Below are 14,598 nucleotides of genomic sequence, written 5' to 3'. Positions count from 1 at the left end.
TAAACAGCAAGCGCGAACTTTAATTGTTCAATTCCTCGAACTTTGCCTTCATTGTTGGATTATTGCGAGTTAACTTTTTTATAGTCAGATCTTGAGCCTTGTCATTAGCTAGTCTCAAATTCCTCTCGCTTCCAAGCAACGCATCTTTGGTGTTTTGAAGGTGTTTGATTGTTTTATCAATTTCTTCTATAGCAGTCTGGAATTTTCTGCTTGCCAAACCATAATTCCTCGCAAACCCAGACTTAAAATCCTCCATCGTGTTTTCAAAATTTGTGATGTCGATGTTTTGACTTCTGATTTCCGCAAGTTGAGTTTTATATTTCAAAGACGCTAGTGCAGCGTTTCGCAAAATGGAGATTAGTGGAATGAAAAATTGAGGACGAATGACATACATCTTTTCATATTTATAGCCAACATCGACGATTCCTCCATTATAGAGCTCGCTGTCAGGTTCAAGCATTGTGCACAGAACGGCAAATTCGCAATTCTTTTTGCGCCTGTCGCTATCAAGTTTTTTGAAGAAATCTTCATTTTTGTGCTTCTTTTCAGTGTCATCATTCTCATTTTTCATCTCGAACATAATTGACAAGATTTCCTCACCAGTTTGAGGATCATTTTCGCGGAACACAAAATCGCCCTTTGAGCCATCAACAACTTCGTTATCCTTCTCAAAGTAGGCATTTGGGAAAGCTGTAGTGCGAATTTTATTAAACTCACATTCACAATGCTTTTCTAGAGTCTCGCCCACCATTTTTGTAGAGAGACGAGCCTTCATGTCTTTAACACGAGCAATTTCTTCATCTTTATATTTAATCAACTCATCTTTTTGGTTGAGTGCTTTCGTCATTTCTTCACGAAGAAGTGATTTGTCTTTTTCTGCCTGTTCTTTTAGAACCAAAACATCGCGTCGCAGATCATCACGTTCACGCTCAGCCTCAATTTTAGCCTGCGTTACAGCTAAAGTTTTTTCTGATGCAAACTGTTGCTTTTGCAGTTCAGTATGCTCTTTGTGTGAAGCCTCACTCGCACTAAGCTTTGCTTTTAGCTCCGCAATCTCGGCGTCACGTTTGGCAGTCGTTTCACTCAGTTCCTTTTCATATTTTGCTTTTAATTCACTGAGTTCTAGTTCTTTAAACTTTTTCGTTTCATTCTCAGCAGCTTCAAGTTTGGCTTTAAGCTCGGCAATGTCAGCATCTTTTTTGGCAGTAGCTTCACTCAATTCCTTATCATGCTTCAATTTAACTTCTCTCAACTCAAGTTCTTTAAATTTTTTTGCCTCATTGTTAGCAGCCTCTAACTTGGCTTCAAGTTCTGCTACTTTAGCCACATAGTGACCTTGAATCTCCTGTGATTTTTTCTCTGCTTCAGTTCTTGCAAGCTCCACTTCTTTGTTCTTTTGATTAAGAAGCAAAGCTTCTCTGTCTTTCACTTCCCGTTGAAACTCTTCGGTGCGAACCTGGCTTAAAATCTCTGCAAAACCCTGCTCGTCAACTTGAAAAACAGTTCCGCATTTAGGACATTTAATTTCGTTCACAACCGACTCCTTTTAACGTAGCTCTTTATAAACCATCATCGTTATAACCAAAACTATCCAGTTCCATTTATGGGACTTATCAAACTATTTCGACAAAGAGATGCCTAACAAACCACTATTACTAAAAACCAACAATTTAAGTTGCATAAGATTGATGCAATTATATTTGCTAGTTTCCCCACTCAGAAACAAATGGGTCTTTATCGAGCGAATCAAATAACTTGTCAAGCTCTCTGTCGAGTTCAGGGAGATGCTTTACCTTCGCATCTTTTACAACTTTACCCTTCAAAACGACCATGTTTGCATCGTGAAGAGCCATTAGGTCGTCCAATGGGTTCTTGTCAATGATGAGGAAATCGGCACTCTTCCCCACCTCAATAGAACCTGTTTTGTCGGCAACGCTTAACAGCTCAGCATTTTTAAGAGTGGCTGTGTGAAGAGCAAAAGCATTGCTCACACCTGTGTGACGCTGAAAATAAACTACTTCGCGCCACATGTCATAGTGCGTAACAAACGGACAAGCTGAGTCGGTCCCCAATCCGACAGGAATGTCTTCTTTGAGCGATTGTCTTGCCGCAGTAACAACGCCTTCATAAACCACTCGCCCATTGACTTGTTGTATGTGGGTTGAATGAGTTAGCTCGGGAGGAAAATCTGTAAAAGGAAGTGCTGGGGAAATCGTGCAAGTGAGTGAAGATTTAACGCCAGCGCCATTTTTCTTGAAAAGATCAATCAACTCTTCCGTGAGAGGAGCACCATGTTCGATGGTGTCAACACCAGCCTTTAGTCCAACTTCAACTCCTTCTGCACTTTCAATGTGGGCAGAAGTCTTTAAACCAAGCTTTCGCGCCTCGTCACAAATCGCAGAGGCAATTTCTTGAGACATTCGCAACACACCTGGCTCACCCTCAACTTCCGCGTCAAAAACGCCACCAGTGATAAAAAGCTTGATTTGATCGGCACCTTTTTCATAATGCTCTCTAACAAGAGCGCGAGCTTCTTCTTCGCTCGTTGCAGCCTTTGCAAACAAACGAGCATGACCATTTGGAACAGTGATTCCACAGCCTGAGGCAATCAAACGAGGCCCTTCGAATTTGCCAGAGTTGATTTGGTCTCTGACTGCGATATCTGAAAACCCGGGGTCTCCAACGCTTCTTACGGTGGTCACTCCACTTGCAAGCTGATTTTGAAGTGATTTTTTCAAAATGCTTTTTAGAACACTTCTGCCGATTGGGTTACTTAAGGCTAACCTCACTGTTTTTTCGGCATTATCAGAAGAGCGAGGACGGCCATCGCCACACAAATGAACATGCATGTTAATGAGACCAGGCATTAGATATTTGCCTTCAAGATCGGTCGTCTTTGAACAATCGGAAGCACTAAACGAACTCATAGGTGAAACGCTCTCGATTGTTCCATCATCATTAACTGAAACGAACATGTTTTGTTGCGGAGTCATATCTTTTGTTCCGTCAAGAATTGTTGCATTAATAAAACCTGTTGCCATTTAAAACCCTCCTAGACATCAATTTATGAAATTCTATCAATAGGCACATCTTGATGCGCAAAAATCTCTAATTAAAGCCTTAAATGCGTGTCATTTCCTGATGAGTAAAGAGTTCTAGAAAAAAAATCAAGCGCAAGAAGCAAACTGATTTGCAAGATGTCATCTAGCGCAAATGTTTCGATATAAAATTTAGGTGTGGGAAGCATTGTCACATATCTTCAAAACGAACAGCGAACTTTTGATGAATTCCCGTTCAATGAGGTTGACTCTTTAGTGTTGTCATCGGTTTGCTATTTCAATTTCGAATGCGCAAAAGTCTCTCTGACAGTTGAAAACCACGGAAAAGAAACTACGCATTCTCTTGATCTTGTTCCATTGGGAAATGACACAGTGTTGTTGCATGACATTCTTTGTCTTGCAAACATTGATGAACTAATCAGCAATTCCTGGCTCTATTTCAGCCTAGAATCAAAGGACTTTGTGCTAGCTCTAACTGCAAGTCGAAGATACCGTGACATTTCTTGCACGTGCTACAAAAACGAAGTGGCCGACGCAATCGAAAAACAATTCGCTGCAATCAATTTCACCCACGTCGGCAAACACAGCTTTAATTACGTAGCCTACCGCGGCACCGATGGCACTTTTAGCGGATGGAAAGAAGATTTTAACTTGAGCTACAAGTCGATCATTCCTTCCCAGCGAAACGCTCTTTTTTATTTATCGGGCATAGCGCTTTTAAACGACTATCCAATTATTGTTGGTGGTCACTCAAAAGGAGGAAACCTCGCAACTTTTGCAGCCCTTTGCTGCGAAGAAGCGCTGTTTGAACGAATTGCTTTGATTTTTAACCATGACGGTCCATCGTTTCTGACAAGTCCATCACCACGCAAAGACAGCAAATCGTTTAATGAGAAATATTTTAAGACTGTGCCAGAATCGTCAATCATTGGAATGATTCTTCAAAAAGATGATCACTACACAGTCGTAAAATCGACTTCTCACAGCGTGTTTCAACACAATCCTTTCTCGTGGATTGTAGAAAAACACAATTTTGTCAAACAAGAAGAAATTAATCCGTCTGCACAATTTTTTGACGCTGCAGTTGCTGAATGGATAAATGCAGAAACTGACGAAGAGCGAGAAAAATTTATCGATGCGCTCTATGCCGTCCTCATTTCATCAGGACACTCAAAATTCAGCGAGTTTCAACAAAACATGCCTGCAAACGTTGCAACCATTGTAAAAAATGGGATGCTAATCGACAAACAAACAAGAAAATTCATCTTTAAAGTGATTGGCGACTTTGCCAGCATAATCAAAGATGAATCGCTTTCACGATTGGCAGAGGCATCACCACTGACAAAAATCACAAACGGTAACTCAAGCGACCGCTCCAAGAATAACAACAATTAGTGCTGCTATAACGCCGACGATTGACTCTCCCCCTAAAAGCCCACTTGCAACAACAAGACCGGTTTCTTCCTGCTCTTTAGAAACAACAGCCTTGCTAGCACTGTCGTTCTCACACGATTTTTCTGCACTTTTATCATGACGTTTTCTCTCAACCGATTTGCAAGCAAAGTCATAAAATAACTTCGCAACCGCCCCCAAAAAAGCGGAAAAAGACATGTAAAAAGGAAGATAAATTCCAAGGCCTAACATCATTGATGGAAACTTGACAAAATAAAGAACGACGCCAAGGACAAGCCCAGCGACGAGAGATGAAATGCTAGGAATGCCTGAAACAAACGTTGCAACCACAGAAGCCTGAGCTGAAACAAAGAGGCTTTGTGGTCCAAAAGCATCGGGGCCATAGGCTCCAAGAAGCAAAACCATCACAGCAACAGAAACAAATGCGCCAAGAACAGAACCGATTGCTTGTCCAATCCACTGAGCTTGTGGGCTTGTTCCAAGTCGATAGCCAGCGTGAAAATCGTTCATGACATCTCCTGCCAAGCCGCAAGCAACAGCCACGATTGCGGCAACATAGAAAAGTTTAACTTGCACAATATCAGAAGCAGCGGCAACTGCCAAAAGGACTATCAACCCGAAAATCTCCATTGGATCAATTCCTGTTTGACCAACACTTTGAGCGCTCATCGCTGTGGAAACAAATGCCAGAACAACAACAATCAAAGTTGGAATGATTCCAAGTCCCAAAACAAAACAAACAAGAAGCGCAACTGCTGCTACTGCAATTCCAAACATTCCTGCAGTTAGCTTGCAGAAACTTGACTTCTTGTTATTAGTGTTTTTCTCGCCAGCTTTCAACTGTTTACTGTTAGTCTCTTCCCCAGAACTAGAAGATTTAATCATCTTTATTGCTTTCGGGATAATGTCTTTAAAAATAACGCCGAATCCTGCACCCATCATTATGCCCATGCCTAAACTTGAAACGATGCCTTGGGCAGTTGTAACATCCCAAAGGCCAGCAGCGCTTCCTCCAACAATAATTCCAAAGTTTGCAACCAACGCTCCAACAAACCAAACAACAACAGCTCCAGTCCCAACAAGAAAACCGACAGCCAGAAGCATTGGCGAATTGTAAATTCCAAACGAAACACCAGGAATTGTGATGTTTGACAAAAACATTGAAGGAATGACTCCAACAAGATCGCGAAGGGCAGTGTAAATTCCAGCAAAACCCATCGCACCAAAAAGCTTCACGCCCGTTTTTCCACCAGAGTTGCCTGCAATCAAAGTTTGTGCAGCAGCTTCTCCTATTGGATATTCAAGATTAGCCTCTTCAATGAAGTGACGGCGAAGAAGCGCGGTGCAGACAAGACCGAGAATAACGCCTGTAAGAGCAATCACCAGCATTTCAAAAATGCTAACTTCACTCGCATAACCAAGCATCCATGCTGCAGGTATTGTAAACGCAAGACCTCCAGCAACCATAGCACCCGCCGACATTATTGTGTGAGTTACATTAGCCTCATTCAGGCTAACCTTTCCCTTCCCCATTGCTTTTAAGAAGAACAGTGAAATGATGGCAGCAAACACAATTGGCCAAGGCAAAGCTCCAAGCTTGAGAGCAGTGTAGACTGAAGCGGCAGTAATAATAATGCAACCAATGCTCCCAATCATTGTTCCGCGAAGTGTCAGTTGGTCTTTTATGTACTCCATTAAAAATCCTTTTAGTTAAATATTTTTAAATAAAACGTGAATTTGACACGCCTAAGCAGTATATTGTTAAAATGCGCCAAATGAAGTGAGATTTTTATGAATTAACAAAAGGACAGGAGGGCTTCAATTAGCCTTTTGAGAGCTCCTGAGAACGTTTGAACGAGGCCTTAAGCGTGTTTTTCACGCACTCGTCAAAATCAGACGCGTCAAGAACATTCACGCCTTCAATTGTTGTTCCGCCAGGGCTGCAAACGGCATCGGCAAGCTGCGATGGCGTTTGTGTTGATTGTTTTGCTAACATTGCCGACCCAAGAACTGTTTGCAACGCTAACTCAGAAGCAGTGAAGTCTTTTAGTCCTAAAGCTTTTCCAGCACTAGACATGGCATCGATAAAACGATAGACAAACGCAGGACCACTGCCAGACAATGCACAAACTGCATCCATGTTTTCTTCGCAAACCTCCAGAACAACTGCCGACTTCTCAAGCAAAGAGACTATCCCCTTCACAAGAGAAAAAGCACCCTCATTAAGAGCATTGTCAGCCAGTGCGCACTCAGGCTTTTCAACGTTGTCATCATCATCTTGGATGAATACTTCAGAGTCACAGACGCTTTTTAGGCAGTATGGAATGGCGCCAAAACCGACGTCAGTTGGAGTGTTTGGCATTATTCGCATGACAGGAATTTCAAAGCCAAGGTTTTCTTGAACCTGAGAGCACGCCACACCAGCCGCCATAGTGACAATTAAGAGCTGTTCTTTATCTTCAATTCTTTTGTGCAAAACACGAGCAATCTCATGAAGAACCGTTGGTTGGTCTTGAGGCCTCATTCCAAGGACGATGACGTCACAATCATGAATAATTTCATTGACATTTGAGGCAATGCAACAAGTCGAAGATGCCAAAGATTGAACTTTTTCGTCGAGATGATCGCAAATTAAAACCTTGTTATCCCCATCACCCTCGCTAAACACACGTGCCAAAACTGAACCCATGTGGCCAACGCCAATGCAGCCAATGTTTAAATGATTGATGTTTTTTGTTGCAGTCATTTTTAGAACTTCCTTTGTCGCGTGCACATTAAAATCAGCATGAATCGCCGCTAAACGCTAAACGAATAAATTCAATTAACCTTGAAGCACTCCATTAATCGCAAAACGGAACTTGGCCGTCCAATTACGGCGAATTGCAATTGTTGCGGTCAAGCTTTTGTTGTCAAAAAGAATCGACCACTGAGTGTTGCTCGTGATGTCATTTGGATTTGGCAACTGAGAAGACGCACGAAGAGCACTCCAACAAGCATCCTCTAGATTGACATTTTGATTAGTGCTGTTTAACACTTCTTCCACAGCAACATATCTCTCCATGCCATGACCATATTTCCCGTTGCGCTGATTTGGAACAACTTTATCTTCGTGCGCCGCAAAGTAGTTTGCTGCAGTGCGCTTTTTAGTCACAACCGTTCTTCTGTCTGGCGTGTCGCAGTCAAACTCGACCACACGACTGTCACCATTCGCGTCTGAAATAAAGAAATGATAATCGCGCCCATTAGTGGCAAATGTGTCATATTTTGAAATGAGATCAATGGCTTCTTCTGTCGAACTTGCACGGTCTAGCACCAGTCGAATTAGAACAGTTGTCGCAAGCACCGGTTTTCCAGAGTATTGACGAGTCGGTTCGCTATCAAGCGTGAGAACTGCAATTGACACTCCTGCTTCGTTAATTCCGTCAAGACACACCAAAGGTGAAGGAACACATGCGACTTTGCTTCTAAAAGATGAAGTCGCTTGATTTGCATCAAGGTTGTCAAGTGCTGCAAATGCAATGGATTCATAGCCATCTTTTGGTGCACAATGAACCATCAACGCAGAGGTGTCAAGTTTGAAATCGTAGTTTCGACCCATGAAAGTGTGGTGGTCATCTTGAGCGCAAAAACAAGTGCATCCAAATTCAGGCGCGTTGATTTTAACGGGCACAAAAGGCAATGCCTCACGCAACATTGCATTTACAATTTCTTCATCATTTGAACAACAACGCTCAATCAAGCGATCAAGATCATATTTGTAGCGAACATCGATTCTGTAAAGATCAAACGGCGTGCATGTTTTAGTTATCTTTTTGAGTGATTTTATTGTGTTTAAACGAGAAGCATAAAAACCAAGACAAGCTCCAGCAAAACCAACTGCAATTCCGGCAGTTGTAGCTCCCACAATTTTTGCAGCCTTTTTAATCATCTATAACCCCCGCAGACTGTCTAATATGTTTAACTATTGAACACACAAAATTATATAGGTTCACCTTAATGCTAAAGCCGGACAACGGCAGGAGAAAATGTGTATAATAGATAGTCGCGATATTGCGAAAACAAGAATTGCAAGGAGATATAAATATGTCACAGGTATGCGAAATTTGCGGCAAGAAGCCTACTTTCGGATGCAACGTATCACACTCACACAGAGTAACAAATCGTTCATACCGCCCAAATGTGCAGAAGGTAACAATCAAAGACCAAAATGGTCATGTTCGTTCAGCAAAAGTTTGCACATCTTGCCTCAAAGCAGGTAAAGTTGAGCGCGCTTAGGCTCGATTACTAACTATTACACTTGTGCCATGTTAACAATCGGGTGCCACCTATCTTGTTCTAAAGGCTACCTTAACATGGCGCAGGTTGCGCACTCATTAGGCGCAAACACTTTTCAATTCTTCACAAGAAATCCTCGCGGCGGAAAAGCAAAAGACATCAATCCAGCTGACATTGCTGCTTTTAAAGAATATTGCGATGGCGAGGCTCAAATCAAAACTTTTCTGGCTCACGCACCCTACACTCTAAATTTCTGCGCGGCAAAACCAAGCGTTCGAAAATTTGCAATCGACACTCTCACCGACGACATGATGCGCATGGAAAACACTCCTGGGCAAATGTATAACATTCATCCTGGTTCTCACGTTGGGCAAGGACCAGAAACCGGAATTGACTTGATCGCTGACGCAATCAATCAAGTTCTCACAAAAGATCAATCTACAATGCTTCTTCTGGAGACAATGGCTGGAAAAGGCAGCGAAGTCGGCCGCACATTCCAGGAGATTCAAGCAATCATAAAGCGCGTGGAAGTGCAAGAGAAAATTGGGGTCTGCCTTGACACCTGCCATGTTTGGGAAGGTGGATATGACATCAAAAATGACCTTGATGGTGTTGTTGAGGAATTTGACAAAATAATTGGTTTAAACAGACTCCACGCAATTCACCTAAACGATTCTAAAAATGACATCTCTGCACACAAAGATCGCCATGAGGCAATTGGTCTTGGGCACATCGGATTTGAAGCTTTAAGCGCAGTAACCAACCACCCAGCATTAAAGCACTTGCCTTTCTATCTTGAAACTCCTCATGACAAAGTTTCAGAATATGCCGATGAAATCAAAATGCTTCGTGACGCTCACTGCGACTAACAAATCTTAAACCAGGCCTCAGGTCGTCTCAAAGTCTAAAAACAACCACGGCGCAAACCCTGCATTTTCAAATGGAGTTTTATTCACAAAACATGACTTTTAGAGTGCGCTTTTTGTTGCATAACTTTATTGCCGACTTTAGGGCTAATTACCCATTCGCATTAAAACAAATAAAAAAGCCCCATTTCTGGGGCTTGATAGTTAAAAGAAAACCTTAAATTCCAAGAATTTTTTCAATCAAAAACTACTTGAGAGCGTCTTTGAGTCCTTCCATTTGACGGCTGCCGAGTCCCTGAAGACGACGAGTCTCTTGAATGCCGAGCTCTGCCATGAGTTTTTCAGCTTTCACCTTTCCATATCCAGGAACAGCATTGATGAATGACTTTACTTTCATGCGTCCGATAATTGGGTCTTTAACATCTTCCAAAACTTTCTCTGGCTTTAATACGCCCATTTGGATTTTCTTTGTGAGTTCACTGCGCTTCGTGCGAACAACTCTTGCTTTTTCAAGTGCTGCTTGACGTTGCTCAGGTGTCATTGTAGGAGCTGGCATATTCATCTCTCTTCTACTCTTGCGTAACAAATTTGTTCCGCTCTTTTAATACAACTAAGACTTAACCTCAATAATCTTTAAGCCCTATCAACTGTGATAATGTTAGCAAATTTTCAGGAAATTACCACTATAAAAGTCATTTATTTCAAAATCCAACCAGAAAATTTCCATTAACTCAAGTTTAATTAGCGGCCAAAGGTGAAGGTGTTGTGTAAACGCGAGTTGCATATTCCTTATTCAAAGCAAACAGGCCACTTTTGTCGGCGCCAAAGACCTTCATCTTAGCAATCATGTCGTTAGCGTTGTCCTCTTCTTCCATTTGCTCATCAATAAACCACTTCAAGAACTGCTTGGCACGGTAGTCATTTTCTTCTTCAGCAGCTGCATAAATTGCATTAATCAACGAGGTGACATATTCTTCATGCGCAAGCGCATCTTTTAATGGAGTCATATAGTCGCCACTTTCATATGACTTGTCTGGTTGATCGATTGCTAGAAGCTCAGGCTTTTGACCATTTTCAAGAATGTACTTTCTGAAAATCAAGGCGTGGTCGCGTTCTTCTGCCGCTTGAATCATGTAGTAATTTGCATAACCGTCGAGACCTTCATCGGCATAAAAATCGGCAATCTGCATGTATAGATAGGCAGAATAAAGTTCCTTGTTAATTTGTGTGTTGATGAGGTCATAAACTTTTTGATTCATATCTCTCCTCCCCTTTAAATTTATAATTTATTGGCGTGAAAACATTTTAATACACGATTTTTTTAGGGCGCAAATGGAAGCTTCACCACTTGAGATTACAACAAAAAGAGCAATAGAGACCGTTTGTAAACACAATCTGTTTACAGCCGACAGCCCAGTTCTTATAATGGTGTCGGGCGGTTGTGACTCAACAGCTCTTTGCTATGTAATTAAACAAATGCTCACCACAAACAACGTGCACGACATCGCTGCAATTCACGTTAATCACATGATTCGAGGAGCTGAAGCCGACAGCGACCAGCAATTCGTTTGTGACCTTTGCGACAAACTTGAAATTCCACTTTTTAAAGCAGAAGTAAACGTTCCAAAAATTGCTGCTGAGACAAAGAAAAACGTCGAAGCTATTGGCAGAAGTGAAAGATATTCACTAGCGCAAACTGCTCTTGAATCTTTATGCGAACACGCAAACAAGCCATTTTCAAGCGGGCGAATTTTGACTGCACACACTCTCAACGACCGTGCAGAAAATTTCTACATGAGATCTATCGTTGGCACAGGACCTGGCGGTTTTCGTTCAATGAATCACAAAAATGGCAACATTGTGCGCCCACTTCTTGACATCTCCAGAAGCCAGTTGGAGGAATGCGTGAAAAGCGCATGTGCCACAGGAATAGGATACAAAAACAGCACAGATCAAATGTGGCGTGAGGATGTCACAAATGAAGACATCACGAATTTTCGATCATTTGTGCGACACGAAATTATGCCAAAAGCAAAGTTGAGAAATCCAAACCATTTGACTACTTTAAAACGCACCATGGATTTGATTGCTGAAGAAGATGACATGATGCAGGAACTTGCAAAAGACCTATTGAACAAAGAATGCATGATTTTTGTGCAGCACAAATGCGCAAAACTGAAACCTGCATTTGGAGCAGCAAAAAAACCAATTGCAAAACGAGCAATTTATGAATTGCTTCGAAAACTTCTGCCAGACGAGGCAAGAATTGAAGAGCGCAGCATCGACTCAATCATGAAGCGTTTTCAAAACGATAAATCAGTCGCACTCAGCCCCGACAACATTCAGGGTAATTTCATTGTTTCTTCTAATAAAAACGGTGTAATAATTCAACCCGCGACATCCTATCGACAAAAAACCAAGAGAATATAAAACTGTTGGTTATTTAGATTTAGGAGTGTGTTCGTGACAAGCGATATTGTTGGTCTAACGAGTCAAGAGGTTAAAGTTCGCATTGCAAAGGGTCAAGTGAACGTGGACGACAGTCCAAATTCAAATTCCTATGCTGAAATTTTTAAATCGAACATTTGCACACTTTTCAACCTTGTAAACGTTATTCTTGCAGTTTTTGTTTACCTGACTGGAGAATACAAAAACCTGTTGTTCATGGGCATCATTGTCATCAACGTGCTCATCGGCATCGTTCAAGAAATTAGATCTAAAATCACAACTGACCGCCTTGCAATTGTTGTTGCCAACAAAGTGTGTGTCATGAGAGACGGCAACACAATCGAAATAAACCCTGAACAACTGGTGTTAGACGACATCATTAAAATTGGAAGAGGCGATCAGGTTCCAGCCGACTGCGAAGTTGTTGAATCGTCTTGTCAAGTCAACGAAAGCCTTTTGACTGGTGAGAGCAACCTCATCACAAAAAAAATTGGCGACAGGCTAATGAGCGGATCTTTTATTAATTCGGGACAAGTGTGGGCGCGAATAATTCACGTGGGAGCCGACAATTACGCAGCAAAAATCACAAATGCTGCCAAAGCGAAACAAGCTCTAAACTCAGAAATCATGAAGTCGCTCAATGCGATTATTAAATATGTCTCAATTATCTTAATTCCTGTTGGAATTTTGCTTTTTTCTAAAAGCTACTTCATTGACTCTATCGAATACAACGAATCGGTGCTCTCAACCGTGTCGGCATTGATAGGAATGATTCCAGAAGGCTTGATTTTGCTCACATCAACTGTTTTGGCTGTGTCGGTTGTGCGCCTTGCAAGGAAAAAAGTGCTTGTGCAAAAACTCTATTGCATCGAAACTCTTGCCAGGGTTGAAACTCTTTGTTTGGACAAAACAGGAACAATCACCTCTGGCCGCATGAATGTGACAAAAGTCGTTGCAATAAAAGAAGAAGACAAAGGCGAAATAAACCAAGCTCTAAAGTCACTCGTTTACTCTGACGTTGACAAAAATGAGACTGCTCTTGCAATAGAGAAATATTACAAAGAGCGATTTGAAATCAACGTGCTCACCCCAACTTTAATAGCTCCATTTTCGTCAGACAACAAGTGGTCGGGTGCAACATTTTCAAATAAAAATTCCTATTGCATGGGAGCGGCGCAGTTTGTTTTAGCCAACAACAAAGAGGCCTACGACAGAATAAAAGACCAACTAGACAGGTTAACGCAAGAATCAAGAGTTTTGCTTGTAGCTAAAGTTGACGGGTTTGAAGAAGTTGACAACCTGCCAAAACTCCAAGGAAAGCCCGAACCAATCGGCTTTGTTTGCATAGACGATGAAATTCGCGACAACGCAGCTCAAACAATTTCGTTTTTCGCTGATCAAGGCGTAGGCATAAAAGTGATTTCAGGAGATGATCCACGAACTGTGAGTGGCATTGCTAAGAAAGTGGGAATTGCAAATGCCGAAAAGTATGTCGACGCAACCACTCTTGTGACCCCAGAACAAATCGACGATGCTGTCTTTAAATATTCAGTGTTTGGACGAGTGAAACCAGAACAAAAAGAAATGTTTGTCAAAGCACTCAAAAAAGGCCACAAAACGGTCGCAATGACTGGTGATGGTGTAAACGATGTTATGGCACTCAAAGCTGCTGACTGCTCAGTTGTTATGGCGGAAGGTTCCGACGCAGCAAGAAACATTGCACATCTGATTCTCGTAGACAACGACTTTGCACACATGCCAGAAGTTGTTGCTGAAGGCAGACGCTCAATCAACAACCTGCAGCGCTCGGGTTCGCTGTTCCTCGTGAAAACAATAATGAGCCTTGTGCTGGCAATTGTTTTCTTGATTTTACCTTGGCAATACCCATTCACGCCAATTCAAATGACTGTGTTTTCATGCTTGTGCGTTGGAATTCCTTCGTTTATTTTGGCGCTTGAGCCAAACCACGAACTTGTGAGAGGCCACTTCCTCGCAAACTGCATCGTGAAATCTATTCCGGGCGCGCTTTGTGCAATATTGGGAATTTTTGCAATCAGCATCATTGGCAACTGCTTTTTGGGCCTTGATTCGATGGAAATTGAAACTTGTTCGCTTGTTGCCCTGTGTTTCCTTGGAGTGATGCTCATCGTCAGAATTTCATATCCCTACACACCGCTTCGCATAGTGCTAATCGCAGGTGTTATTGTTGCGCTGATTATAACAATCTCCTACATGAAGCCAATTTTCGACCTTGCTGAAATAGACACGCACATGTCAATTATGCTTGTTGTAATTTGTGCAGTAAATTTTGTAATCTATAACAAACTTTATAATTATTTGGACAAATGGCACAAAAATGCTATTAAAAATGAAGCTTTAGACAAAGAAGACAGGGTCACAAAACTTTTCAAAAAATTCTTTTAATAGCAAAGTGATGACTAAATGACTTTTAAACTGTTTCTTAACGTGAGCGTCTCTAAATTGATGATTCAGAAAAGAATAGGAATCATTCGACAGCAAAGAACATTGTTGCAATA

Annotated in this window: 12 protein-coding genes; 5 read left to right on the top strand and 7 right to left on the bottom strand. The window is 41.7% G+C overall.

Going from position 1 to position 14,598, the window contains the following annotated elements:
- Positions 1–19: 19 nt before the first annotated feature.
- Both FXZ76_RS03455 and FXZ76_RS03450 read right to left on the bottom strand, forming a co-directional pair.
- Complete coding sequence (locus FXZ76_RS03455) at positions 20–1,534, bottom strand: DUF2130 domain-containing protein (protein ID WP_079535783.1); 1,515 nt, start codon at positions 1,532–1,534, stop codon at positions 20–22.
- 169 nt (positions 1,535–1,703) lie between these two features.
- Entirely contained in the window at positions 1,704–3,041 is a 1,338-nt protein-coding gene (locus tag FXZ76_RS03450; RefSeq protein ID WP_079535782.1) for an amidohydrolase family protein, read from the bottom strand.
- Positions 3,042–3,236: 195 nt separating this feature from the next.
- Between FXZ76_RS03450 and FXZ76_RS03445 the strand changes: the two genes are divergently transcribed.
- Positions 3,237–4,454 carry an Mbeg1-like protein gene (locus FXZ76_RS03445; RefSeq protein WP_231961741.1) on the top strand — a complete coding sequence of 406 codons (1,218 nt, stop codon included), beginning with the start codon at positions 3,237–3,239 and terminating at the stop codon, positions 4,452–4,454.
- Here the strand turns inward: FXZ76_RS03445 and FXZ76_RS03440 are convergent.
- From FXZ76_RS03440 to FXZ76_RS03430, 3 genes are all read right to left on the bottom strand, one after another.
- The gene (locus FXZ76_RS03440; RefSeq protein ID WP_079535781.1) at positions 4,422–6,167 is read right to left on the bottom strand and encodes an OPT/YSL family transporter; all 1,746 of its coding nucleotides are present in this window, start codon (positions 6,165–6,167) and stop codon (positions 4,422–4,424) included. The genes FXZ76_RS03445 and FXZ76_RS03440 overlap by 33 nt on opposite strands.
- 127 nt (positions 6,168–6,294) lie before the next feature.
- On the bottom strand, positions 6,295–7,218 hold the full coding sequence (locus tag FXZ76_RS03435) for a pyrroline-5-carboxylate reductase family protein (RefSeq protein ID WP_079535780.1): 924 nt from the start codon (positions 7,216–7,218) through the stop codon (positions 6,295–6,297).
- Positions 7,219–7,293: 75 nt separating this feature from the next.
- On the bottom strand, positions 7,294–8,400 hold the full coding sequence (locus tag FXZ76_RS03430) for a carcinine hydrolase/isopenicillin-N N-acyltransferase family protein (RefSeq protein WP_079535779.1): 1,107 nt from the start codon (positions 8,398–8,400) through the stop codon (positions 7,294–7,296).
- Positions 8,401–8,555: 155 nt separating this feature from the next.
- Between FXZ76_RS03430 and rpmB the strand changes: the two genes are divergently transcribed.
- Both rpmB and FXZ76_RS03420 read left to right on the top strand, forming a co-directional pair.
- Positions 8,556–8,747: a 50S ribosomal protein L28 gene (gene rpmB, locus FXZ76_RS03425; RefSeq protein ID WP_079535778.1), complete on the top strand. Its 192-nt coding sequence runs from the start codon at positions 8,556–8,558 to the stop codon at positions 8,745–8,747.
- A 29-nt stretch (positions 8,748–8,776) separates the two neighbouring features.
- Positions 8,777–9,616, top strand: coding sequence for a deoxyribonuclease IV (locus FXZ76_RS03420; RefSeq protein ID WP_079535777.1), 840 nt, complete (start codon positions 8,777–8,779; stop codon positions 9,614–9,616).
- A gap of 244 nt (positions 9,617–9,860) precedes the next feature.
- On the opposite strand, the gene mihF is transcribed toward FXZ76_RS03420, so the two are convergent.
- Both mihF and FXZ76_RS03410 read right to left on the bottom strand, forming a co-directional pair.
- On the bottom strand, positions 9,861–10,169 hold the full coding sequence (gene mihF / locus FXZ76_RS03415; RefSeq protein WP_079535776.1) for an integration host factor, actinobacterial type: 309 nt from the start codon (positions 10,167–10,169) through the stop codon (positions 9,861–9,863).
- A 181-nt stretch (positions 10,170–10,350) separates the two neighbouring features.
- The gene (locus FXZ76_RS03410; RefSeq protein ID WP_079535775.1) at positions 10,351–10,872 is read right to left on the bottom strand and encodes a ferritin; all 522 of its coding nucleotides are present in this window, start codon (positions 10,870–10,872) and stop codon (positions 10,351–10,353) included.
- Positions 10,873–10,945: 73 nt separating this feature from the next.
- On the opposite strand from FXZ76_RS03410, the gene tilS reads away from it, so the two are divergent.
- Positions 10,946–12,043 (top strand): tRNA lysidine(34) synthetase TilS, encoded by a 1,098-nt coding sequence (gene tilS, locus FXZ76_RS03405; protein ID WP_079535774.1) that lies wholly within the window; start codon positions 10,946–10,948, stop codon positions 12,041–12,043.
- Positions 12,044–12,076: 33 nt separating this feature from the next.
- Positions 12,077–14,485: an HAD-IC family P-type ATPase gene (locus tag FXZ76_RS03400; RefSeq protein WP_231961740.1), complete on the top strand. Its 2,409-nt coding sequence runs from the start codon at positions 12,077–12,079 to the stop codon at positions 14,483–14,485.
- The last annotated feature ends 113 nt before the right edge of the window (positions 14,486–14,598 follow it).

The sequence above is a fragment of the Phoenicibacter congonensis genome (assembly GCF_902386915.1).
GTDB classification, from domain to species: Bacteria; Actinomycetota; Coriobacteriia; order Coriobacteriales; family Eggerthellaceae; genus Phoenicibacter; species Phoenicibacter congonensis.
Note: the sequence above shows the minus strand (reverse complement) of the source record. Positions and strands in the feature narration are given on the sequence as shown.

Bases quoted from the DNA above. Each gene is read 5' to 3' on its own strand.
- FXZ76_RS03450 (WP_079535782.1), bottom strand. From the start codon at position 3,041: ATGGCAACAGGTTTTATTAATGCAACAATTCTTGACGGAACAAAAGAT.
- FXZ76_RS03430 (WP_079535779.1), bottom strand. From the start codon at position 8,400: ATGATTAAAAAGGCTGCAAAAATTGTGGGAGCTACAACTGCCGGAATT.
- FXZ76_RS03440 (WP_079535781.1), bottom strand. From the start codon at position 6,167: ATGGAGTACATAAAAGACCAACTGACACTTCGCGGAACAATGATTGGG.
- FXZ76_RS03435 (WP_079535780.1), bottom strand. From the start codon at position 7,218: ATGACTGCAACAAAAAACATCAATCATTTAAACATTGGCTGCATTGGC.
- rpmB (WP_079535778.1), top strand. From the start codon at position 8,556: ATGTCACAGGTATGCGAAATTTGCGGCAAGAAGCCTACTTTCGGATGC.
- FXZ76_RS03420 (WP_079535777.1), top strand. From the start codon at position 8,777: ATGTTAACAATCGGGTGCCACCTATCTTGTTCTAAAGGCTACCTTAAC.
- FXZ76_RS03410 (WP_079535775.1), bottom strand. From the start codon at position 10,872: ATGAATCAAAAAGTTTATGACCTCATCAACACACAAATTAACAAGGAA.
- mihF (WP_079535776.1), bottom strand. From the start codon at position 10,169: ATGCCAGCTCCTACAATGACACCTGAGCAACGTCAAGCAGCACTTGAA.
- tilS (WP_079535774.1), top strand. From the start codon at position 10,946: ATGGAAGCTTCACCACTTGAGATTACAACAAAAAGAGCAATAGAGACC.